The sequence below is a fragment of the ANME-2 cluster archaeon genome, from assembly GCA_019429385.1.
In the GTDB taxonomy this organism is placed as follows: domain Archaea; phylum Halobacteriota; class Methanosarcinia; order Methanosarcinales; family Methanocomedenaceae; genus Methanocomedens_B.
Window position 1 is genome coordinate 20,905 of the sequence record JAHYIS010000023.1, and the last position, 22,364, is coordinate 43,268.

Here is a 22,364-nt window from a genome sequence, read left to right on the forward strand (position 1 = left end):
CCAAACGGTTCTATTTCTCAAATTCATTGATGATATTGCATTTCTTAGATATGTCTCGTACTTTTGGCAATAGCCGGATATCTTCAAGAATTTTTATTTCTTTTTTAGGATTAACAAATCTCTTCCATATTCAGTTACTGAATAATTCAGTAACTGAATTACTTATGCTCAAGCACATCTTTTAATCCGGACATTCCATTGACGCTCCAACGTACTGGTTGCTGTAAAGAATCACAATATTCTCCAGCCTTATACAGGATCTCCTCAGTATCAATCAGACCCCAGCCCCTCCTTCGCCTTCACCATCCGCACCACAGCACTATTATACGGCGTCCCAATCCCGTGCTCCTCACCCAGCCTCACCACAGCCCCGTTGATAAAATCGATCTCGGTCCGCCTGCCTCTCACAATATCCTGCAGCATGGACGAGCGGTGCTCCCGGGTCGGGGGCAGTTTACGCTCCCATAATATCTGCAAAAACTCCTGCGGCGAGGCCAGCCCCAGGTCAATACCCTCTGCCCTGGCCACCTCAAAAGCCTCTGTAATCATCTGCCCGATAAGCCACCTGGTATGAGGATTGTCAGCGATGCGCCCGTATGGCACCTGGAACAGGGCGGACAGGGGGTTCAGGGCAATATTGTACAGCGCCTTGTGCCAGATATCCCGCATGATATTGTCAGATACCAGGGTGGGTATGCCCGCATCATCCAGCATCCGTGCCGCAGCCTCCACCCTGGGAGCGGGAGGTCCGTCCAGCTCTCCCAGCAATGTCTCGGACGCAATCACTGTCACCTCAACGCTGCCGGGCCCTGTCATGACCGCGCCAAAGATGGCCATGCCCCCCACCATCCTGTCCCTGCCCACAATACCGGCCAGGGTCTCAACATTGCCCAGCCCGTTCTGCATGGATATCACCATGGTGTCCGGTCCCACCAGAGGGAGAACCTCCCGGGCAGCCAGGGCCGTATCAAAGGACTTGACTGTTATGAACACCATATCCTGGTATCCGTCCTTGTGTTTGGCATGCTGCCGGTCTGGACAGGGAACCGGGGGGGCGGTGCAGGCCGCAATGCTGCGCACCGTATGTTCACCCCAGATGCCGCTGATGTGCAGCCCGTCCCTGGCTATCGCTTCCATGTGGGGCTGCCTGCCAATGAGCGTCACCCTGTGCCCCTGCCTGGCCAGCATGCCGCCGATGACCGAACCTATTGCACCCGCGCCCATGATGGCGATATTCCTGCCATCATGGATAGTCCGCCCTTCAACTGTCCGGGGTGCGGTACCGTCAATATGAGTATTCATACACATGAACTGGTCGGGCAACCACTAATAAATAGCGTTTTAAAGTGTAGTGATTATCATACCACAGATGGAAAAACACACCGGAACCTCCCCGGCCCGGGAACAGGACGGACAGGTTCGTGAAGAGCTCGTTGAGGAACAGCCTGCCGAATATATCAAACATCCCCTCATAAATCCAAATACCATCGAGCAGCGGCTCTTCCAGCTCAACCTTGCAGCCATGGCACTCAAACAATCCACCCTGGTGGTACTGCCAACAGGCCTGGGCAAGACCATAGTTGCAATGCTGGTCATCGCAGGCAGGTTCACGCAAAAGAACGGCAAGGCCCTTATCCTGTCACCCACCAAGCCCCTGGTGGAGCAGCATGCGGCCTTTTTGAAGAATGCCATGAACATCTCCCCTGATGACATCGTGGTGTTCACAGGCAGCACCCCGCCCGCAAAACGCACAGCCCTTTGGAATAACGCCCGGGTCGTGGTATCCACACCCCAGGTCATAGAGAACGATATGCTCTCCCGCCGCATCGACCTGTCCGACGTGGTCCATATCACCTTTGACGAGGCCCACAGGGCAGTAGGCAACTATGCTTACGTGTACATTGCAGAGAAATACCAGGCACAGGCACATGACCCGCTGATACTGGGCATCACAGCCAGTCCCGGTTCGAACAGCGACAAGATCGACGAAGTGACCCGCAACCTCCATATCTCAAGTATCCAGGTGAGGACAGAGGATGACCCTGACGTGAAACCGTATGTCCATTTCAGGGATCTGGAATGGAGGCACGTGATTGTTCCAGTGGAAATGAAGGGGCTCCTTGATTCCATGAAAACGGTATTGGAAGACAGGTTAATCCAGCTTGGTAAACTGGGTTTTGTGGCCCCCGGTCAGAAATACCTGAACAAACGCGAACTCCTGGACCTCCAATCCAGGCTGCAGGGTAAACTGAGAGGCGGGCCTGACCAGATGGTCTACAAAGCTATCTCCCTGGTCGCAGAGGTTTTCAAGGTGGCACATGCTATCGAAGTGGCCGAAACCCAGGGACCAGAGGCCCTGGCCAAATATTTCGACCGTCTGGAGCATGAGGCAAATTCAAAGTCAGGCAGCAAGGCATCCCGTAGACTGGTGGATGACGTGAACATGCGCCATGCCATGTACGCCCTGAAGGAACTGGATGCGGTCCATCCCAAACTGGATGCCGTGCGGGAGATCGTATCAGGACAGCTGAAGGAAAAACCTGATTCCAGGGTGATCATATTTACCAATTACCGGGATATGTCCGAACTGGTGACACAGAGCCTGGAAGAAGTGGAAGGTGTCAGGCCGGTAAGGTTTGTGGGCCAGGCCAGCAAGTACAAGGATACAGGCCTCACCCAGAAACAGCAGGTGGATATCCTGGACCAGTTCAAGTCAGGGGAGTACAATACCCTTGTAGCTACCTCGGTGGCAGAAGAAGGACTGGATATCCCTGCCACTGACCTGGTGCTCTTTTATGAACCCGTGCCCTCGGAGATCCGCAGTATCCAGCGTAAAGGGCGGACCGGACGCAGTCATGCCGGTAAGGTGATCGTGCTGGTTGCCAAGGGTACCAGGGACGAGGCATATTACTGGAGCAGCCGCCGCAAGGAACAGACCATGAACACCAAGATGCGCCAGCTTAGCAGGAGTGCATCTGATGCAGTCGGCCTTATTCCTGATGGAGTACATTTGGTTGATACACACCAGGCAGGACAAAAACAGATATTTGATTTCGAACAGGAAAAACCCCTGGTATATGTGGACCAGCGCGAGATTCGCTCGGGCGTGGCCCGGGCCCTGGATAGCGGAGGAATTGATATTGTGCTTTCCACCCTTGAAGTGGGTGACTATATCGTTAGCGACCGGGTAGCCATTGAGCGCAAGACCGATATGGATTTCCTGGATTCCATTATTGATAAGGAACGCAACATCTTCAGGCAGCTTTCAGACCTGGCCCGGACCTATGAACGGCCTGTGCTGATCATCGAAGGGGAGAATCTCTATACCGGCAGGCAGTTGCATCCCAACGCTATCAGGGGTGTGCTGGCATCCATTGTTACCGATTTCGGGGTCCCTATCCTCAATACCAGGGATGAAACAGAAACAGCAGAAATGATCGGTGCTATTGCCAGGCGTGAGCAGGAAGATAATAAACGGACGCCAAGCCTTCACGGGAAAAAGACAGCTATGACATTGAAGGAACAGCAGGAATATATCATCTCGGCCATTTCCAATATTGGACCTTCTGCCGCGGGCAAGTTATTGCGCCATTTCGGTAGTGTGGAGGCGGTGATGAAAGCCAGCACTGATGAGTTGATGGAAGTCGAGTTAATAGGCCAAAAGACCGCGCAGCGTATCAGGGAAGTGGTGGGTGGCGATTATAAGGGTTGATATGGGTAAGTGGCGAATATGAAAGACGGTATTCCCTTATCTAATTTATTTTTCTCAGGTTTTTTAGTGCCTTTGTACCGGATTTAATGGCTTCCATCTGCTGCTGTATCCTGCCAAGGTCGGTTTCCCGCTGGAGGTCAAGGCAGAGCTGAACAACTTTGTTAATGATGGTATTATTGATGAAATCCTGCGTTTCGGGTGCAATAATCCTGGCTGCAGTTCTGGTTGTTACTTCACGCTCTGATGCTTCATACCCTGAAGTTCCATGACTTGATGTTTCATACCCTGAAGTTCCATGACTTGATGTTTCATACCCTGATGTCTGCCCGGATGAAACTGGAGGCTCTGAAGATGTAACTATTTTTGGTGTTGGCGGTGCTCCCTGTGTCACTGTCGCATGGGATGATGCAAGTTGTCCTTGGGAAGATAATGCCTGGTGTGGTATTGAAGGATTTGTTTTACCCGATAACGTGTTGGTCGTATTTTTTCTTGATTCGATAATGCCAGTATTATTAGAACCCTTAGAATTATCGGAATCACAAAGAGGACATACCACATTACCATGGTAACGGAACAGGGGAGCACCGCACTCACAATGCTTTGCCAGCATAGTTCCTCCCATCTCGAGGTATTTTCCAATTTTTTCAAGTTTTGTATCTTCTTCAGTCTTTACCAATATTATCACCGAAAATGTTTCATATATTATAAGCAATATATACACTTAAATAAACCGCTGCTTTTTAAAGTAAGTTAAAATTACAAAATAATAATGAAATTATTGATTAAACATGTATCGGTTTTAATTGTAAATGTAAGGATGTGTTCCGAAATGATGAGAAAACCACTAGAACCAGCTGAAGTGATAAGACAATGTATAGAAGTTATTGACCGTATTATTAATGATGATTCAGTTCCAAGAAATATAAGACGTTCTGCTGATGAAATAAAAATCATTCTTTCCAATAATGAAGATTCAACAGCAATCAGAGCTGCTAAAAGTATAAGAATTCTGGATGATATAAGCACAGATCAGAACCTGCCTTTACATACAAGAACAGTAATATGGAATTTGGCAGGGCAGCTTGAAACTGTTCCGGTTGATTTTATTTAGGAAATTGATATTGATATCAGAAAACTTTGTTTTTTTGATATAGATGATATTACTACAAGTACACAGAGTAATTCAAAGTCAAAAATTTGCTGTTGATTTTACTTTCTATGTTCTCTGTGAACTACTTGATTTAACAGTTATCACTTGTTTTCGTTGACTTTTATGAGTTAGTATTTTCTTAGTTTTTACTTTGATGAGAAGACTACCCCCTACCCTATGATTTCGTCTGGAAATTTAATGTAAATGATGGGATGAGATTTTTTATTATTTTTAAGTTGCATAATTATTTTTCTTCTTTTCTTCTCTTCTTCTCTTCTTCTTCTCTTCTTCTTCTCTTCTCTTCTTCTTCTCTTCTCTTTTTATTTTATTTATTTCATTTATTTTACCTGAAATTTTCATTCTATATTATATATTTTAAACAACTGAATAGAAAACTATATATATATATTAAACAAAGTAGACGTCAATACTATTTTTATTATTATGTTATATAATCATACTTTCTATTTTTATTATTGAGTTCCAGTTGAAATCATACGGTCCCTCTTCTTTATAAACTCTCCAGACGAAATAAGGGGGTGTTCCAAAAAATAGTGTATTTGCCAATCTCAATTCAAAAAAAGTAATAAAAAATTTCGAGAATAAATTGCTCTTATGATATTAAAATATTTTTTGTAACTATTCAGCCCTACAAATTATGGCTACTGATACCGAAATGATATTTGGTAGCTTTATGTGAAGAATTTATAGCTAATGTCTTACGATATCGATTTAGAAATTCCTAAGACATTAAAGACGAAAAGCGCAGTGGCTATTGAAAGCGTTTAATAGGCTGAATAGTTACTATTTTTTTTTATATTTTGGTGTTTTTGTTTCTACAAGAAATGAAGGGGTGTTAACCAGAATCTATAAAAAGGTACACTTCCTATGCATCATGTGGAGAACACAAACATCCGGTTTGTAGTTCTGGTGGTAAAAACTTATTGAAAACGTTATTGTCATTAAACATTCCTGGTGGTATGCAAGTGTTAGACCTAAAAACAGAAACAAATTTTTATGAAAAAAAATCTTTGAACGGACTTTTTGAGGACTATCTTAGTAATGTTGTTATCTTTGATAATAAAGAAGTCCTGAGACCGACTTACACACCTGATTATCTTCCCCATAGGGACGAGCAGATCCAGTCCGTAGTCAGTATATTGGTGGCAGCGCTCAGGGGAGATACACCATCCAATATCTTGATCTATGGAAAAACCGGTACAGGCAAAACTGCTGTTGTTAAATATGTGGGGAATGAGCTTGAAAAGACCGGGGAATCACATGCAATGCCCTGTACGGTAATATACATGAACTGCGAGGTCGTAGATACTCAATATCGTCTCCTGGCCACGTTAGCCCGGCATCTTGGTAAAGAAGTACCCATGACCGGATGGCCTACTGACCAGGTATATGAAGAATTCAAGAATTCTCTTGATGAGCAAAAACGTGTGGTCATTGTAGTCATGGATGAGATAGATAAACTTGTCAGAAAGGGAGATGATGTATTGTACAATCTGTCAAGGATCAATGCAGACCTTAAAAACGCAAGGGTCAGCCTCATCGGTATATCAAATGACCTGAAATTCACTGAATTTCTCGACCCGAGAGTAAAGAGTTCACTGGGCGAAGAAGAGATCATATTTCCGCCATATGATGCCGAACAGATACACGATATCCTGGAACAGAGAGCAAAAATAGCATTTAAACGAAATGCACTTGATGAAACAGTAACACGCCTGTGTGCTGCATTTGCTGCCCAGGAACATGGTGATGCACGACGTGCTTTGGACCTGCTCAGGGTTTCAGGTGAGATTGCTGAGCGGTCCAAATCCTCGATTGTTGAAGAAAAACACGTAAGGTCTGCCCAGGATAAAATAGAGGTGGACAGGATAGTAGAAGTAGTGCGCACCCTGCCAACCCAATCTAAATTGGTACTGCTAAGCGTATTGAAGATCAAAGAGCGGCTGGAAAAATCTGGTGACAACATTTCCACAGGCGAGGTATATACTGCCTATAAACAGATGTGCGGTCACATAGGTGCTGACTTCCTTACACAACGCAGGATAACAGACCTGATATCTGAACTGGACATGCTGGGTATCGTGAACGCCATGGTGGTAAGCAAGGGCAGGTACGGGAGAACCAAAGCCATATCACTGAGCGTTCCTGAGAATAACACTAAGAACGTACTTCTGGAAGATTACCGGTTAAAACCCCTGGAAGACTTTATCCCGGTCATGCCTGCCGGGCAGTCCCAGCTATTTTAAGCTGGGATTATTTTTACATTCAAAAATATACTGTTAAAATACACTGTACTCGCTCCATTAATGGACTGCAAGTGAAAGATATCCTACCCAGGGAATGTGCCACCGTGCAACTCCGATGATCCATTCTTTCTTGACAGGTTGATGCCTGCTTGTGGAAGCTGCCTGGTCGATATCCCGGTTATTGTCTCCTTTGGTAATATATCCGGCATGAGGGGCAGGAGGTCCGCCGTTCCACATTGGCTCACCTTCATCCACCCAGTACATGGCTCTGTGGATGATAGGGGTATAGCTTTTGTTGCCGAATTTATGGTAAAGTATTACATCCCCATAATTGTCAAAAGATTTGTATCCGGATAAACTTCCCTGTGTGTATGAGATAATCTCTGTCCTGTCGATAGACTGGATCAACACCACATCACCAATACCGATGTTGGGCAGCATGCTGCCTGATTCCACAGCCACGGCGGGCCTGGGAGTGCCCAGGGTAATCTGGGATACCAGCATGATAAGGAGGATCATACCAGCAATGAAGATGAGGTCTCTTGTGAGCCCTATCCAAAAATTATTACTGGTTTTGAACTGCTCAATTATGTTGAATATCTTTTTTATGCTTGTTTGCCGATCATGAGAATTCATATTGGCGAATATTTATTGCGTGTGAGGTGATAATGTTTTGTGCGAATTTTATGAACATGACAAACCAGGATTCAATGATAATTGAACAATTTGCGCAGGCCGGGTACCAGATTGACCCTGATGCCCTGTCTATCTTAATTGAGAACAATTCAACGCAGGGTTTCATCAATACTATCCTGGATTCACTTGACGAATCCATCCTGGTAGTCGGTCCCGAACATATCCGTCACGGATTACTAGTACCTTCAAAGATACCTTCATCAGCATCACCAGATATTTCCTCATCAATCACGTCAAAGGTGCCTTTATCGGCATCACCGGAAATATCCTCACCAATAACATCAAAGAGACCTTTTTCAGTATCACCGGAAATATCCTTATCAGTTACACCGCAAGCACCATTATCCGAATGTTACCGCGCACCTGTCAGGGATCCTGATTTCGAAGATGAATGGACATGGGACCTGGATGTACTATCTGATATAACTGACCAGTCAACCTGTGTAGGTGAGATAGGGGAATTCGTGGATTATTTCAGGGACCGGTTCACAAAATTGAGCGAAATGCTGAGGAACCGTAATGTCAGTTTCCGGCCCATCGAAAGTCTGAGCCGGCGCACGACCGGGCTGGTAGAGGGACGTGAAGAAGTTTCGCTCATCGGTATGGTATCTAATATTCAGACATCCAAGAACGGTCACAGGATGATAGAGATAGAAGATACTACAGGCACTTTCCGTACCATGGTATTGAAAAAGAACAAGGAACTGTTTGACCAGGCCATGAAAGTAATGCTGGATGAAGTGGTGGGCATTACCGGTACATTGAGCGATGACGGAAACCTGCTTTTCATAAACAATATCATGTGGCCTGATATTCCCACAAGGAACAGTATTGAACTTGGAAAGCCCGGTAGTACAGGACTGGCCGTGCTGATATCAGATATACATGTTGGCAGCGACACTTTTCTGGAACATGAGTGGCTGGCATTCCTCGATTGGTTGAACGGAAATAACAATAACAAAAATAACGGTTCGATCAACGTGTCAGATATCAAATACCTGGTCGTCGCCGGTGACGTTGTAGACGGTATAGGGGTATACCCGGACCAGGAAAAGGAACTGTCCATCCTTGATGTATATGACCAGTACCGCAAGGCAGCCGAATATTTCAACCAGGTGCCCGAACATATCAAGGTAATTATCTCGCCTGGTAATCACGATGTTGTGCGGCAGGCCGAACCCCAGCCTGCTTTACCTGATAAGGTTAAAAAAATGTTCAGACCGGACGTGATCTTCGTAGGCAATCCGGCAGTTGTATCCATGGATGGCGTGAATACTCTTATCTACCACGGGCGAAGCATTGATGACCTTATTGCCGCCCTGCCTGGGATGAAATACGAGGACCCAGCCAAACCCATGATAGAGATGTTAAAGCGCAGGCATCTTTCACCCATCTACGGCAGCAAGGTATCCATCGCACCCGAGAGGACCGACCATCTGGTGATCAATAAGATACCTGCCATCCTGCACTGCGGTCATGTTCACACAGTAGGCTGTACCAATTACCGCGGAGTTCTGGTAGTGAATAGCGGCACCTGGCAGTCCCAGACCGGGTTCCAGAGACGCATGAACCTCCAGCCAGACCCTGCACGCGCCGCAGTAGTGGACCTTGGGAGCCTGGACACAAAGATTATCTCGTTTCAATGAACTTACCAGATGCAATGAACACTTCACCTGACCAGTTCGACCGGTTCAAGAAACAGGGCTATCATATTGTAGGTGCCCACAGTGCGGTAAAACCCTGTCTGTGGTCGGGCAGGGCAGTCAAGGATGAAGGTAGTTGCTATAAATCAACGTTCTATGGTATAGATTCCCACCGCTGTATCCAGATGACACCGTACCTGGGCTGCAACCAGGCATGTATCTACTGCTGGCGTCCCATCGAGCATCCGGTAGACGCTCCCCGACACTGGGACGCTCCCGAGGTAATCGTTGAGGGCTGTATCAATACCCAGCGCAGGTTCATGTCAGGATACGGGGGACTGGAGACTATTGATAAATCATTGTGGCAGCAATCCCTGGAACCCAGGCACGCAGCAATTTCATTGGCAGGTGAACCTACCCTGTACCCTCATCTGGATGGCCTGATAAATGAGTTCCACAACCGTGGCCTTTCTACTTTTGTGGTTACCAACGGCACCAGGCCTGAAGTGATTGAAAATATCAGGCCTACCCAGCTGTACATGAGCCTGGATGCACCTGATAAAGATACTTACAGGGATATCTGTAACCCGCGCAATCCCGGTCATTGGGAGCAGATACTGCGCTCCCTGGCAATCCTGCACGACCACCCTTCCAGAACAGCTATCAGGATAACGCTTGTGAAGGGGCTCAATATCAAGGATATCCAGGACTATGCCAGGCTCATCGAGATGGCATCACCTGATTTTATTGAGGTTAAAGCCTACATGCACCTGGGATATTCACGCATGCGTCTCGAGCGGGATGCTATGCCCCGGCATGAAGAGATACTCCAGTTCGCAGCCCTGCTGGCAGGTGAACTGGATTACCAGGTAACGGATGAGGTTGAGCCCAGCCGGGTGGCCCTGCTGTCAAAACACGGCGCGGTAAGCCAGATAGATTGGGGAGATTTAAATTGAACAGCTTTGATACATCGTATCCGGATTGACAAAAATGGCGGGCTGGAAGGGATTTGAACCCCTGGCCGATGGATTAAGAGTCCATCGCTCTGCCTGTCTAAGCTACCAGCCCATGTTGATGTTTTCTCTTAATTACATTATCATAATATATACGTTTCGTAGATGAATTATTGACAACCTTTTAATATTCAAAGATTAACTAAAATACCATTCAGTACTAAAAGAAATAGTGGATTACATGAAAAAAGACCTCTTAATGTGGGATGAAACCATATTCAAAGACCCGGACCTTTTCGAACTGGACCATATACCCGAATACTTTGCACACCGTGATACCCAGATGCAAACCCTGATGTATTGCGTAAAACCTGCCCTGCGCGGCGGCAGACCCGTCAATGTGCAGTGTATAGGTTCACCGGGCACCGGCAAAACCACAGGAGTGAACAAACTGTTCGAGGAGATAGAAAAGGTCAAATCGAAAGTTATACCTGTTTACATTAACTGCCAGGCCAATTCCACGCGCTTTACAGTATTTTCCCGAATATTTAAGAAATTGTTCAATCACAGCCCTCCATCGTCAGGTGTATCGTTCCAGAAGATCTATGAAAAGATAAACCAGCACCTGGCTGACGAGGAAAAAGTGCTGGTAGTCGCTCTGGATGATGTGAATTACCTGTTCCATGAAGGTGAACATGACAAAGTATTCTATTCATTGCTTCGCGCCCATGAAACAAATCCAGGTGCCCGGATAGGTGTGATATCAATATTAAGTGACACAGGCACCGGATTTCATTTGGACCCGAAGGTGGAGTCCGTGTTCCTCCCTGAAGAGATACAATTCCCCCGATACAACACAGACGAGATACGTGATATCCTGAACAACAGAATAAAAATAGGTTTTTTCCCTGATGTAGTGAGTTCTGATGTCCTCGATGCAGTGGTCGAATATGCCGAACTGCTGGGAGATTTAAGGGTAGGTATCGATCTGCTTAAGCGCTCGGGCCTGAGCGCTGAAAAACGTGCGAACAGGACCATTTCACTGGATGATGTAAAGAGTGCTTACGAATCCTCAAAACTGGTGCATCTCACGTACCTGTTAAAGTCATTGAAAAAAGAAGAAAAGACCTTAATGGACCTGATCCTTGACCTTGCGGAGATTACAACTGGTGAACTTTACCGGGCATTCCATGAAAAGACAGGGCTTGGATATACAAGATACTATGAGACCCTGGAAAAATTACTGGTCCTGAAACTGGTGGAAACAAATTTCACCGGTAAAGGTACACGGGGACGGAGCCGGATTATCACATTGCGATATGGAGCAGACGAAATTCGAAAGCGCATGGGTTAGTGTATTTCAGTAAGACCCCTGCATTTCAAGTGGAATAGAGTGTCGAAATGTACCAGTATTGGGACCACTGACAGCGCTTGTCAGACCTGTCTGGCTTTGTTTAAGGTTATTTTTCATTCCGGGGAATGAAAATGATACGAAAAAAGTGTGTGTGCAATTATTTCTTGAACTCAGTATAATTGCACTTACCGCAGGTTAGCCTGTCCTTGTGTTCTGCGAGGAAGAACCCCTCTCCACAGCGGGGGCAAGCCTGCCTGATCTTCTTGATTGAGTTACCTGATACTTCGTAGTATTTATGTGCAGCCATTATCATCACCACTATTCGTCAGTATATTCCGATTCCCAAAACGTTATTCCGCAACCGGCTCTTCTTCAACTTCTGCCACAGGTTTGGGTTTATTTCGCTCAATGATATAGTTGTTTTCCACTACTGCTGCACGTTTTGCATCAGAATATATCTTGGCATACCCTACTGTTTTCTGGGTACCGTATTCAGTGGCCAGGTTACCTAAAATCACCAGTTCGTAGCTGGAATTAAGCAGTGCGACCAGTTTGTTCTTTACATCGTCCCTTGAAGGGGTAGCACCGGTATTTGCGATGTTGAATGTAATCTCGTTTCTATCAAGCAGAGGGTTTTTCCTCTCTTTTGTAATTTCAATGTCCAAATTGAATCCTCCATTATACTATCGTTAGAATATAGCCTTCATTAATCTTATTATTGAATATGTACTTTTCTATCAAACTGAATTAAAATCTTTCATTCGCTGGCCATTCGTTCCAGCATACTATATATCTGGGTCTTTATGTCAGATGTGACCTTTACCATAATGGCACCTTCATCAGGCAGGCCGTATATTACTACTGATGACGGAGGCGCAAGCACAATTGCCGGTAATGCGGCAAGGTCCTCTTCACCTTCCACCATGATCTGGACCGGTTCGTCAGCATCCAGGGCCCTGGTAAGTGCTGATACCAGTTCATGGGTCACACAACCTGCAGGGTTTTTAACATGGACTTCCCTGAAATCCGGATGTCTTATACCCTTGATTATCTTATTCTCTGCAGGGACTCGGTGTGTTTTCTCATCAACGAATGAGATGTCAGGTACAATGTCACACAGGAGCATATTGAATGTTGAGATGTCACCAACGACGATAAGCTTGGCAGGATTGCCGATATCGGCAAGCAATTTCCGGGTTGTTTCTACACTATTTCCAGGGTAAAGCACGCCGAACTGTTTTCGCATCTCATGGCGCATGGACTCAGGCAGGCAAAATGTCTTTCCAAGGATGGTCTCAAGCATAAATACACTACCGGACCTTCAGTGCATATTCACCGCGCAGGTCCACCTTGAGTCTTTTTGCTATATTTGAACGTGATGGGTCGATAATTACTACGTAACCGCTCCAGTCGGAACTGAGGACATTAGAACCACAAACTACACATGCGGTACCTGAAGTGATCCTGTGACATTCATTACATGCTTTGTCTGGCATCTCTGTATTACCTCTTTTCAGGCCTCAGCCTTATCCTTTATTCTCTGGTCTTCTTCGATCCACTCTAACTTGCCAAGCGCGGGTTGACGCATAGTCAGGCCTATTTTGCTATCTCTCGGTTCCTGCTCGTTTATGCTGACAGCAACGATCCTGGCGCGGACACGGTCCCCTTCTGAGATAGACCTGTTACTTTCTTTTGTAACCAGACGGGCGTTCTTGGAATCATAGGAAATATACTCGTCTGTTATCTGGCTGACATGGATTAGTCCATCCATCGGTCCTATACCGATGAAGGCACCGAACTCCACGATTTCGACAACACTTCCTTCGATGATCTCCTGCAGTTCGGGCTTGAAAACCAGTGCATCGAACACGCTTTCATAATATACTGCGCCATCTCCTGCAATGATGTGACCGTCACCAACTTCTTCAACATCCATGATGGCAACAATGGCACCTACTTTCTTATCTATCTGCCCTTCCAGTTTGTGTATAAGGGCAATCTTGACTGCATTGTTAACATCGTCTCCCAGCAGTTCAGGAGCTATGCGTACAGTGTCAGCCAGTTTCATTTTCTTGTACATTCAATAATCCTCTGTATTAGTAAATTAATGGAAATAATAATTAAGTGAATATGCCGTACTTTTCACATCTTTTCAAGATGATCTTTTCCGCGCAAGTACACTACTGTGATGTCTTTACTACATAATCTTTTCTTAAGTTCTATATCATTTGTCAGAACTGCAGCTTCTTCTTTAATAGCCAATTCTATGATAGCATCATCGACAGGCCCCTCGGTCATCACCTGAGTACACTGCTGTGTCAGGGTAAAACCAGCATTTGCTGCCAGTTTATCCTTGCCCTTTGCCAGTTGTTTCAAGGTTTTCAGTTCCCTTACAACGCCTGATGGCGCCATATACTCATCATATCCCAATCGGTTCAGTTCCGTGAAGATATCCACTCCGAACTGGACAGGGATCATGAAAGCATTGGTATCGATAATCACTTTCATCGTAACGATTTTGATTATTTTATAGTGCCTGAACCAATAAGTCGCCACCTGGCGCCGACTCTTCGGCTGATTGCCACGCCGTCACCTTCATCAGCACAGACAGGTCTTTTCAGTTTAACTTCAACGTCCTTTTTGCGGGCACTGGTTACCAAACCCACGGTAGTAGCGGTCCCTATGTTGAGCATAAGCGGTTCATTGGAATGGATGGGGTCGATAACCAGTTCATCGGCTGAACCCACAACCCTCTCGAGCAATCTTACTTCCATGACAAAACCGTTCCTTGTGGGGGGAAGAGCCCCTGGCTCGCCTGCCACCTGGCCTACCAGACTATCGCTCTTGGTGATGGAAGGGTCAAGTTTGGTCCCAACTCCTATCAATCCGCCGGGTGTAGCTGTGTCCAACTTTTCAGTTCCGGCCATGATAACAGTGACTTCCGTTTCTATAGGCTCCCAGCTCATTGCTCCGCCGGATTCGATCTTGCGTCCGGGCCTGATCTCTATCTTATCACCCGGACCGAGGGAACCCTGGCTTATGGTCCCGCCAATCACACCGCCTGTTATCTTACCAGGTTTTGTGCCGGGTTTGTTGATGTCAAAGGAGCGGGCTATGAGCATCCGGGCTGGTTTATCTATGTTCTGTTCAGGTGTTGGGATGTTCTCTTCTATGGATTGGATTAAAAGGTCAATATTAATAGACTGCTGGGCAGATAATGGGATAATGGGGGCGCCTTCTGCAACGGTCCCTTTGACAAAATCCAGTATCTGTTGATGGTTCTCAAGGACTTTATCCCTGCTGACCAGGTCAATTTTGTTCTGGACTATGACGATGTTCTTGATACCTATGATATCCAGGGCCATAAGGTGTTCTTTGGTCTGGGGTTGAGGACATTTCTCATTGGCTGCAATGACCAGGACCGCCCCGTTCATGATCGCTGCACCGGAGAGCATAGTGGCCATGAGCGTCTCGTGGCCGGGGGAATCTACAAAAGATACTGTCCTGACCGCTTCTGTTGCGGTGTTGCAGTGTTCACAGGAATCGGCGACTGTGTAGGCATCAGGTACGCTGCATTTGGGACATTTTTTAAAGGTGGAATCGGCATAACCGAGCCTGATGGAGATGCCCCGTTTAATCTCCTCGCTATGCTTGTCGGTCCACACGCCTGATATGGCGCTGACAAGCGTGGTCTTTCCGTGGTCTACATGGCCCACGATGCCGATATTAACAGTAGGTTTGCTCAACTATATGTGTCCTCCAGTGATAAAATGGAAAGTTATGATGCTCTATTGTAGTATTCTTTATATTTAATATCATTGATGAGGTTACACATACTGGCCGGGTTGGGTATAGACAATCTGTCCTGAGCGTAATTTTTTACTGGCCCAGTTTTTCAGATATTTTTTAAACAGGACCCGGGTGCCGGGTATAAGCAGCAAAAAGCCGGTAATGTCGGTGAGTATACCGGGCGTGAGCAGCAGTATGGCGCCAATCAACACCAGTACGCCATCGAACAGGGCATCTCCGGGCATCTGACCGAATGACATCTCACTCCGGATACGACGCAGTACACCCAGCCCCTGGTGCTTTGCCAGCGCGGCCCCGGCTATTCCGGTGACGATTACAAGCATAAGGGTGGGCAGGAGTCCCAGTTGCCTGCTCATTTCCATGAGTATATAGAGTTCTATGAAAGGGACTGTCACAAAGAGTATCAATAATTGTCCAAACATATTATGAGCATAGAATCTCATAAGAGTTAACGGTAATCGTATCTATACGGTAATCAGGATATTTGTGAGGGATTCCAGATGGCAGACCATGAGAAATTAGTATGGAAGGAAGAGATTTGCGCAGGGTGCGGTATCTGTGAGAGGAGTTGTCCCGGCAGGCCGAGGGCCATTGTTATAACAGGAGGTAAGGCTTTTATAGACTTCGACCTGTGTGATGCCTGTGGCATTTGCATCAGGGAATGCCCGGTCAAAGCACTGAGCTTTGAAATGCTGGCATAAAAAACAAAGCTACCATTTCATTTTTTCATTGTACATAAAGTATACCTTTGTGTGCTCAAGTTAATCCGACCGTAGGGAGGATTTTCTTGTTTAATTGGCTTCGTTTTGACTGGATAGATCAAACTCCATTTACCGCTGACAGGACATCGATGGATGATCGATTCTTATTATTCAGCGTAATTGCTCTCTCTATTCTACCGGAAAACTATTAAACCCATTAATACTTTGAAGAAACTGAAATCAGGAGATATTATATGCCTTTTCATGTTATGCTGATACCAACGTTAGGCTGTCCTGCTAATTGTGCGTATTGCTGGAGTTCAGAGGAAGACTCTCCGGTAATGAGTGTTGAAACTATCGAAGAAGTGGTAAACTGGCTCAAGGATTTCCGGAACGAACCGGTTACTTTTACCTTCCACGGCGGTGAGCCGTTGTTGGCGGGTGCGGATTTTTTCAGGAAAGCCTTACCATTGATCGCAGAGGGGTTGGGTGAACAGAAAATTGCGTTTGCATTGCAGACGAATCTGTGGAAAATGACGCCGGAACTTGCGCAGATACTGGCTGAGTATGATATTCCTATTGGTTCAAGTATGGATGGCCCAAAGGAGCTGAATGATTCACAGCGGGGAGAAGGGTACTATGATAAGACGATGCGGGGCTATGAAATTGCTACCCAAAATGGTCTTAAGGTAAGCTTTATCTGCACGTTTACCTCAAATTCTGTGAAGTCCAAAGAGGATATTTTCAATTTCTTCCTTGAGAACGGCCTGACCCTTAAGTTACATCCTGCACTGCCATCGCTTCGCAGTCATGACCCGAACGAGCTGGCACTTGAACCTGAAGAGTACGGGGAATTGCTGGTGTACCTGCTGGATAACTATCTGGAACACCTGAACGATATTGAAGTTATGAATATTAACGATCTGTGCAGGTGTGTGTTCACAGGCCGGGGTAATGTTTGCACGTTTGTGGATTGTATGGGGGATACCTTTGCCGTTGGGCCTGATGGCAGTATCTATCCCTGCTACCGCTACGTGGGAATGGCGGACTATGTTATGGGCAATGTATATGACCGTCCCACTATGGAAGACCTTACCCGGTCTGATGCATGGAAGCTTATGCAGGAATTCAAGGCTCTTGTGGACAAAAAATGCGGGGATTGTAGTTACATTCGTTTTTGTCGTGGAGGATGCCCCTACAATGCCACTGCACCGTATGATGGTAAAATTGTGGATGTAGACCCCCACTGTATTGCCTATAAGAGGATTTTCAAGGAGATCACTGACAGGCTGAATAATGAGATGTTTGGCGGTCCCGGTCTGGAGATGGGCGGCTTTCAACCAGTAGCTCCGGTGAATAGCAAGGCAGGAATAATGGACCTGATGCGAAAGCATTAGGTTGAGTTTTTCGAGTAAAATTTTGGCGAAATAATTTCGGGATACAACAACGGTATCTGAAATGCAAAGAGAAGTTTCAGATGAATGTGACACTATCCTGCACTCAGGGAGCCCTTTACAGCGAGGGATTTTGCGGCAATCATTTTATTCCAGCAGTATCTCAACCCTGCACTTGAATACGTTGATCTGGTTATTTTCAACTCCCACGTTAAAACTTTTCACATTGACCTGTGTGATGTTGCCCTTTGACTTGAAGATGGGAAGTTCAGACGCTTCATCTACCGCATTCTTTATTGCAGCTTCCCAGCTTTCCGGGGACGAACCAATTGTTTCGATTATTTTCACTACCATTCACATATCCTCCTATTTCTTGTTATCAACTTTTCTCATTACTACAGAACCATCACGCATATGCACTTTTATGTATTCATCTTTTTTCGAGCCAACTTCGTACTTGTTGTACAGCATGGCCTCCAGCCGACCCGCACCCAGTACCCTGCGCAACATTTTGGTGTTTTCATTGCTCTTTTTTCCGGGTGCGGCAGGCGGACTTGGTGTCAATTTCTTCTTTGAATATATGGCGCCGCCGGTCATATTCGCACCCACGTATCCTTTGGCCTCATTGATGACCAGGTTACCGGATTTCATGTACGCGCCTGCGAACTCATGCACTTTGCCGCTGACCACTACGGCACCTCCGGCCAGCCGTGAGCCTGTGTTCATACCGGCATTTCCTCTCACATAGACCGTGCCCCTCCGCATGAGCAGGCCGGTCCCGTTATAGACATCACCTTCCACAACCACCGTACCTCTGCAATCCATGCGGGCGCCGATGGTACCTCGCAGGATACTGTCGCTGAGGGTCAGGATATTCCCCTCCTTTTCAAGGGAATTGGACACCAGGGTATCTTCACCAGGCCCGTTACAGAGAATATCGGTGACGGAGCGGAATTTCCTGTAGCCATCCTCATCGGAAACCACCTCAATTATGTTACCCAGCGGCTCCTTCAGGGTCCCGCTGACATACAGCTCACCGGCCACCATGCCCATACCAGCTTCGGCGCCCACATTCCCGTCAACGAACAGCCGGCCTGCCGGCTCTGGCTTTCCTGTCCCTCCGAGATGCTTCAGGTCAGAACCCATGCCAAAGGCCAGGCGCTCACCCACATCGCCCTTGATATGGACATCTGCACCACTTTTCAGGGCGTCCACCATGTCTCGGTATGTGTATGACCCTTCGGTCTGGTCTGGTATTAGCGACTCCGGGTCCAGTTTCTGGTTCAGGTAGTGGAAGTTGAACGTATAATCGCACAGGTTATCTACCGGGGACGTGAGGACAAGGCTGATGTCTTCCATACCGGTTCAACCGTGTATCAACATGGGAAGGCAGCGTGTGCACACCCATTCGCTCTTCATCTCATGGCGCAGGGGCAGGAGGTATACCTCGTTCTCCCCTTTGTGGCAGTTGAAGCACTGTATAGATATGTCTGATTTCTTTGGTTGCTTTTCCGCCTTTATCTCATTGAATTCCACGGTCTCGCGCTCCTCTACGGTCATGGCACCTTCGGGACAGATGCCGATACAGTACCCCATGCCATCGCACAGGTCCTCTGACATTACTTTTGCCTTGCCATCTATGATCTGTATGGCTCCCTCTGCACACGGTGCAACGCACTTTCCGCACCCGGTGCATTTTTCTTCATCTATTGTCACAATCGTTCTTTTGACCATTTATTTCATCTCCTTTAGTGGTGAGTGCCTTCAACCAGTTTGATACCTGCATCTGTTATTGTCTTTTTAATGGAATCGATGTGCGGGCATTCGGGATAATCTTCCATCTGCATGCAGGAACTCAGGTGCACCACATCCACGCCGAATTTTTTCAGGGATTTTACCAGCCGGTAGACGCGCCGTCCTGAACAGCCACCGCAGGTGAAATAGGCCATCATCTGGGCATTCTTGTCATAGTCCTTAAAGTGACTCGTCCGCTTGTTAAATGCCATAAAGCAGGCAACACCGGGGCAGGCTTCTGACACGATATCGCACCTGATGACTGCAATTTTGGTGGGTTTTGTGTCGGTACTTTCTATGGTGTTCACCTCTTTTCTGATAATTGATGAATGAAACATATACATTGTACAATTATGGATTGTCTTTTCTCGATATGTCTCTTGTGTTATCAGGTATGTTTTGTCTGGAACCGATATAAGAGTTTTCTCCATTTATCAACATAACAATGATAAATATCTGGTATTCTGTAGGATTTGAGGTACGTCAACGACCCAGGATTTCGCGATGCTCAATTTCGTGGCATAGGAGAAGGGAAGAAATTGAGACCGCAGGAATAATGCTTTTTTAGTGAGCAGGGAGGAAAAAAGACTGCTGTTCTCCTGGATGAGTAATCGGGATTAACAGGATGTGAAAGTGGTTTACCCCATCCTATAAATTCTGTAAATAGGCATCAGCTGTCACAGTGGGAAATATCTGTCGTAGCTGTGGTACGAAAATCGTCGATTGCCAACCCCTTCATTTCCAGTGGAATTTTATATTGATGGATATATACAATCAAAAGTATTATCATAATGATGAGATTTTACACTGTGCAAACCAACCCATGTTCATTTTTATCCAGGCATTCAGTATTGAATACCTACTCCTTCCTGCTCTCATTAAGGATGCACCCGAACGCATTAATAAAATAATCGATCGCCTCGTTGACGGCTGTCCTCCCCTTGTCAGTCAGGGAATAGATGACCTTCCTCCCCTCTTTATGGGAGATTATCAAGCCGTTGCTCTGCAGTTGTTTTAAGGCCGGGTAGATGGTACCCGGAGAGGGTTTGTTGCCCTTCATTTTTTCAAGTTCCGTTGCTATCTCTTCGCCGTACATGGACTTTTTTTTGAGAAGCCATAGTACCATAAAGGACAGCAGTCCCCTCATGTCACAGCAGCTGGGGGGACAAATCTTTTTTTTATCCATATGAGCTATTATTGGACGTCCGATATATTTATATATTATTATTGGATGTACGATATATCGGACGTCCAATAACTACAAAGGAGGTGGACCATGGAACAGAAATGTTGTGAAGTGCAGTGTTCAGAAACTGATGAAGGTTTCAGGATCGAACTGAAAGGAACCGGTATTCAGGAATGCATCAAATCCCTGAAAAAAGGGACATTCAGTTGCTGCAACACAGGGAAGGGGCAGTAAGCCCCTCCCAATTACCCTGACGATATATGAGAAATACCCCCCTCTCTAAAATCCCCTGTAGATATCTGCCGTTATCTGTTTGATTTACGCTATAATGGTAGCTGAACTGTCTCAATCCTTGTTTTCATGGATGCTGGTCGGTGATAGTATTAGTTTTGATGGGGAATTATTGGTATTTAATAGTAAACGAATTCACAACATGTTCGAAAATGCCTTCTGAGGCGTTATACAACTTTTCATCTGCCCCGTAGTCGAATTCATAGATCCTGCCATTGACGAAAAATACCACCATCTTGGATTTTACCGGATAATTTGTTGATTGATGCGTCAGTTCATATCCTTTTATACCATTGACCTCTATCATTCTTTCGTTCAATATATCCTCACGGTACATCACTGTTTTTGCTTCGTCCAGGTTTTTCCAAAGTGAAGTTATGGCTATGACTGTGATGCTTGTTCCTTCTGGTTCATCGACAAACATTTCGGCATTTAATATGCCGCCATCCATTGTAAAATACTCAGGACCGCTGCGCATTGTCCAATTTTCCGGATATTCATATCCGTAGCCTAAGTCGTGGTTGAAACTTCGAATATATCCCGGCGATACGGGGGTTGTTGATAGTGGGGGGATTAGCAGTTCAGAGGTTGTTTCTTCTGACTTCCACAGGCATCCACTTGTTAAAACGACCCCTAACGCGACCATTAACAGGATGAGAAATATTCTCCATTTTTTTGTATTTATTATCATACAATCATCTCGTCTATTCATTCTTTATCAAGGTTGGTTTCTTAAGTATAAGGAATTGTCCCTTATCTTGTTTGCGTACGTCATTCTAATGTACCGATTATTTTGTCATCCACATTTTTAATAATTTTCCATTTCCTGTTTGCCTTTCGGTTTCAGGTAATGAGGGATAAGCAAAGGGTAACTTTTGTCCAGAAGGGCCTGCGGAATATTCACCGGGAAACAATCAGGAATGAAGAAGTTGACTGTTCCGGTATGAAAAAGGTCGAAAGTTAACCCCTTCATTTCAAGTGGAATTATATATTAATAATAGAATACTATCATAAACATTATTATTATCATGAAACTTTCTGATGTGTATACCAGCTAATTTTTATTTTCGCATCTGGATAGTTAATATATGCTGGAGGTCCGGCCTTCGGTAGCAAGGGAAGGTTGCCGGGGGGTGGAGTTGCCGGCCTGCAAATTGGGGTGTGGTCTGGTGATGGGGGCGTTTAATCCGAGCGTCTCCGACCTCGTTTAAAAAAAAAGGGGCAACTAAAGGATGCTCATTTTCAATATTTCAGTTTGTTTGAAAGATATTAATAATAAAATTTCAGTACTTCGCTAATTTTATATTGTGAAGTTTCAATCCTTGTTTTAATGGATGTCGGTCGGTGACCTGGAGATGATTCTGACATATTAATAATTTGATTATTGTTTCAATCCTTGTTTTAATGGATGTC

At 45.8% G+C, this 22,364-nt stretch carries 26 protein-coding genes and 1 tRNA gene; 9 read left to right on the plus strand and 18 right to left on the minus strand.

Annotated elements, in window-relative coordinates; translation table 11 throughout:
• Positions 1-270: 270 nt before the first annotated feature.
• The gene (locus K0A89_08620) at positions 271-1,302 is read right to left on the minus strand and encodes a ketopantoate reductase family protein (GenBank protein ID MBW6518548.1); all 1,032 of its coding nucleotides are present in this window, start codon (positions 1,300-1,302) and stop codon (positions 271-273) included.
• A 67-nt stretch (positions 1,303-1,369) separates the two neighbouring features.
• Here K0A89_08620 and K0A89_08625 point away from each other — a divergent pair, with 67 nt between their 5' ends.
• Positions 1,370-3,712, plus strand: a complete 2,343-nt coding sequence (locus K0A89_08625) for a DEAD/DEAH box helicase (GenBank protein MBW6518549.1) — start codon at positions 1,370-1,372, stop codon at positions 3,710-3,712.
• 40 nt (positions 3,713-3,752) lie between these two features.
• Here the strand turns inward: K0A89_08625 and K0A89_08630 are convergent, their stop codons facing one another.
• Positions 3,753-4,388 (minus strand): hypothetical protein, encoded by a 636-nt coding sequence (locus tag K0A89_08630; protein ID MBW6518550.1) that lies wholly within the window; start codon positions 4,386-4,388, stop codon positions 3,753-3,755.
• Between the two features lie 141 nt (positions 4,389-4,529).
• Between K0A89_08630 and K0A89_08635 the strand changes: the two genes are divergently transcribed.
• Both K0A89_08635 and K0A89_08640 read left to right on the plus strand, forming a co-directional pair.
• Positions 4,530-4,823, plus strand: coding sequence for a UPF0147 family protein (locus K0A89_08635; protein ID MBW6518551.1), 294 nt, complete (start codon positions 4,530-4,532; stop codon positions 4,821-4,823).
• Between the two features lie 1,019 nt (positions 4,824-5,842).
• A complete protein-coding gene (locus tag K0A89_08640; protein ID MBW6518552.1) occupies positions 5,843-7,129 on the plus strand; it encodes an ORC1-type DNA replication protein in 1,287 nt (428 codons plus the stop codon).
• 57 nt (positions 7,130-7,186) lie between these two features.
• Here the strand turns inward: K0A89_08640 and K0A89_08645 are convergent, their stop codons facing one another.
• Positions 7,187-7,765 (minus strand): signal peptidase I, encoded by a 579-nt coding sequence (locus K0A89_08645; protein ID MBW6518553.1) that lies wholly within the window; start codon positions 7,763-7,765, stop codon positions 7,187-7,189.
• A 56-nt stretch (positions 7,766-7,821) separates the two neighbouring features.
• On the opposite strand from K0A89_08645, the gene K0A89_08650 reads away from it, so the two are divergent.
• The gene (locus K0A89_08650) at positions 7,822-9,471 is read left to right on the plus strand and encodes a DNA-directed DNA polymerase II small subunit (protein ID MBW6518554.1); all 1,650 of its coding nucleotides are present in this window, start codon (positions 7,822-7,824) and stop codon (positions 9,469-9,471) included.
• A 14-nt stretch (positions 9,472-9,485) separates the two neighbouring features.
• Positions 9,486-10,424 (plus strand): 4-demethylwyosine synthase TYW1, encoded by a 939-nt coding sequence (twy1, locus tag K0A89_08655; GenBank protein MBW6518555.1) that lies wholly within the window; start codon positions 9,486-9,488, stop codon positions 10,422-10,424.
• A 35-nt stretch (positions 10,425-10,459) separates the two neighbouring features.
• On the opposite strand, the gene K0A89_08660 is transcribed toward twy1, so the two are convergent.
• Positions 10,460-10,536, minus strand: a tRNA-Lys gene (locus tag K0A89_08660).
• Positions 10,537-10,662: 126 nt separating this feature from the next.
• On the opposite strand from K0A89_08660, the gene K0A89_08665 reads away from it, so the two are divergent.
• Complete coding sequence (locus K0A89_08665) at positions 10,663-11,775, plus strand: ORC1-type DNA replication protein (protein ID MBW6518556.1); 1,113 nt, start codon at positions 10,663-10,665, stop codon at positions 11,773-11,775.
• A 157-nt stretch (positions 11,776-11,932) separates the two neighbouring features.
• On the opposite strand, the gene K0A89_08670 is transcribed toward K0A89_08665, so the two are convergent.
• From K0A89_08670 to K0A89_08705, 8 genes are all read right to left on the minus strand, one after another.
• A complete protein-coding gene (locus K0A89_08670; GenBank protein MBW6518557.1) occupies positions 11,933-12,082 on the minus strand; it encodes a 30S ribosomal protein S27ae in 150 nt (49 codons plus the stop codon).
• Positions 12,083-12,125: 43 nt separating this feature from the next.
• The gene (locus tag K0A89_08675; protein ID MBW6518558.1) at positions 12,126-12,440 is read right to left on the minus strand and encodes a 30S ribosomal protein S24e; all 315 of its coding nucleotides are present in this window, start codon (positions 12,438-12,440) and stop codon (positions 12,126-12,128) included.
• A 92-nt stretch (positions 12,441-12,532) separates the two neighbouring features.
• The gene (locus K0A89_08680) at positions 12,533-13,078 is read right to left on the minus strand and encodes a DUF359 domain-containing protein (protein ID MBW6518559.1); all 546 of its coding nucleotides are present in this window, start codon (positions 13,076-13,078) and stop codon (positions 12,533-12,535) included.
• A gap of 7 nt (positions 13,079-13,085) precedes the next feature.
• The gene (locus K0A89_08685) at positions 13,086-13,271 is read right to left on the minus strand and encodes a DNA-directed RNA polymerase, subunit E'' (protein MBW6518560.1); all 186 of its coding nucleotides are present in this window, start codon (positions 13,269-13,271) and stop codon (positions 13,086-13,088) included.
• A gap of 17 nt (positions 13,272-13,288) precedes the next feature.
• The gene (locus K0A89_08690; protein ID MBW6518561.1) at positions 13,289-13,855 is read right to left on the minus strand and encodes a DNA-directed RNA polymerase; all 567 of its coding nucleotides are present in this window, start codon (positions 13,853-13,855) and stop codon (positions 13,289-13,291) included.
• Positions 13,856-13,917: 62 nt separating this feature from the next.
• Positions 13,918-14,283, minus strand: coding sequence for a DNA-binding protein (locus tag K0A89_08695; GenBank protein ID MBW6518562.1), 366 nt, complete (start codon positions 14,281-14,283; stop codon positions 13,918-13,920).
• A 14-nt stretch (positions 14,284-14,297) separates the two neighbouring features.
• Complete coding sequence (locus K0A89_08700; protein MBW6518563.1) at positions 14,298-15,521, minus strand: translation initiation factor IF-2 subunit gamma; 1,224 nt, start codon at positions 15,519-15,521, stop codon at positions 14,298-14,300.
• Between the two features lie 81 nt (positions 15,522-15,602).
• The gene (locus K0A89_08705; protein ID MBW6518564.1) at positions 15,603-16,007 is read right to left on the minus strand and encodes an FxsA family protein; all 405 of its coding nucleotides are present in this window, start codon (positions 16,005-16,007) and stop codon (positions 15,603-15,605) included.
• A gap of 78 nt (positions 16,008-16,085) precedes the next feature.
• Here K0A89_08705 and K0A89_08710 point away from each other — a divergent pair, with 78 nt between their 5' ends.
• Together K0A89_08710 and K0A89_08715 are read left to right on the plus strand one after the other, a co-directional pair.
• Positions 16,086-16,286, plus strand: coding sequence for a 4Fe-4S binding protein (locus K0A89_08710; GenBank protein ID MBW6518565.1), 201 nt, complete (start codon positions 16,086-16,088; stop codon positions 16,284-16,286).
• A 254-nt stretch (positions 16,287-16,540) separates the two neighbouring features.
• Positions 16,541-17,683 (plus strand): TIGR04083 family peptide-modifying radical SAM enzyme, encoded by a 1,143-nt coding sequence (locus tag K0A89_08715; protein ID MBW6518566.1) that lies wholly within the window; start codon positions 16,541-16,543, stop codon positions 17,681-17,683.
• A gap of 144 nt (positions 17,684-17,827) precedes the next feature.
• Here the strand turns inward: K0A89_08715 and K0A89_08720 are convergent, their stop codons facing one another.
• From K0A89_08720 to K0A89_08740, 5 genes are all read right to left on the minus strand, one after another.
• Complete coding sequence (locus K0A89_08720) at positions 17,828-18,034, minus strand: dodecin family protein (GenBank protein ID MBW6518567.1); 207 nt, start codon at positions 18,032-18,034, stop codon at positions 17,828-17,830.
• Between the two features lie 12 nt (positions 18,035-18,046).
• Positions 18,047-19,039 carry a formylmethanofuran dehydrogenase gene (locus tag K0A89_08725; GenBank protein ID MBW6518568.1) on the minus strand — a complete coding sequence of 331 codons (993 nt, stop codon included), beginning with the start codon at positions 19,037-19,039 and terminating at the stop codon, positions 18,047-18,049.
• Between the two features lie 6 nt (positions 19,040-19,045).
• On the minus strand, positions 19,046-19,414 hold the full coding sequence (locus K0A89_08730; GenBank protein ID MBW6518569.1) for a 4Fe-4S binding protein: 369 nt from the start codon (positions 19,412-19,414) through the stop codon (positions 19,046-19,048).
• 14 nt (positions 19,415-19,428) lie between these two features.
• A complete protein-coding gene (locus K0A89_08735; GenBank protein ID MBW6518570.1) occupies positions 19,429-19,812 on the minus strand; it encodes a CGGC domain-containing protein in 384 nt (127 codons plus the stop codon).
• 521 nt (positions 19,813-20,333) lie between these two features.
• Entirely contained in the window at positions 20,334-20,600 is a 267-nt protein-coding gene (locus K0A89_08740) for a PadR family transcriptional regulator (GenBank protein MBW6518571.1), read from the minus strand.
• A 150-nt stretch (positions 20,601-20,750) separates the two neighbouring features.
• Between K0A89_08740 and K0A89_08745 the strand changes: the two genes are divergently transcribed.
• Positions 20,751-20,894 carry a hypothetical protein gene (locus tag K0A89_08745; protein ID MBW6518572.1) on the plus strand — a complete coding sequence of 48 codons (144 nt, stop codon included), beginning with the start codon at positions 20,751-20,753 and terminating at the stop codon, positions 20,892-20,894.
• A gap of 166 nt (positions 20,895-21,060) precedes the next feature.
• On the opposite strand, the gene K0A89_08750 is transcribed toward K0A89_08745, so the two are convergent.
• Positions 21,061-21,642, minus strand: coding sequence for a hypothetical protein (locus K0A89_08750; GenBank protein MBW6518573.1), 582 nt, complete (start codon positions 21,640-21,642; stop codon positions 21,061-21,063).
• Positions 21,643-22,364: the final 722 nt, after the last annotated feature.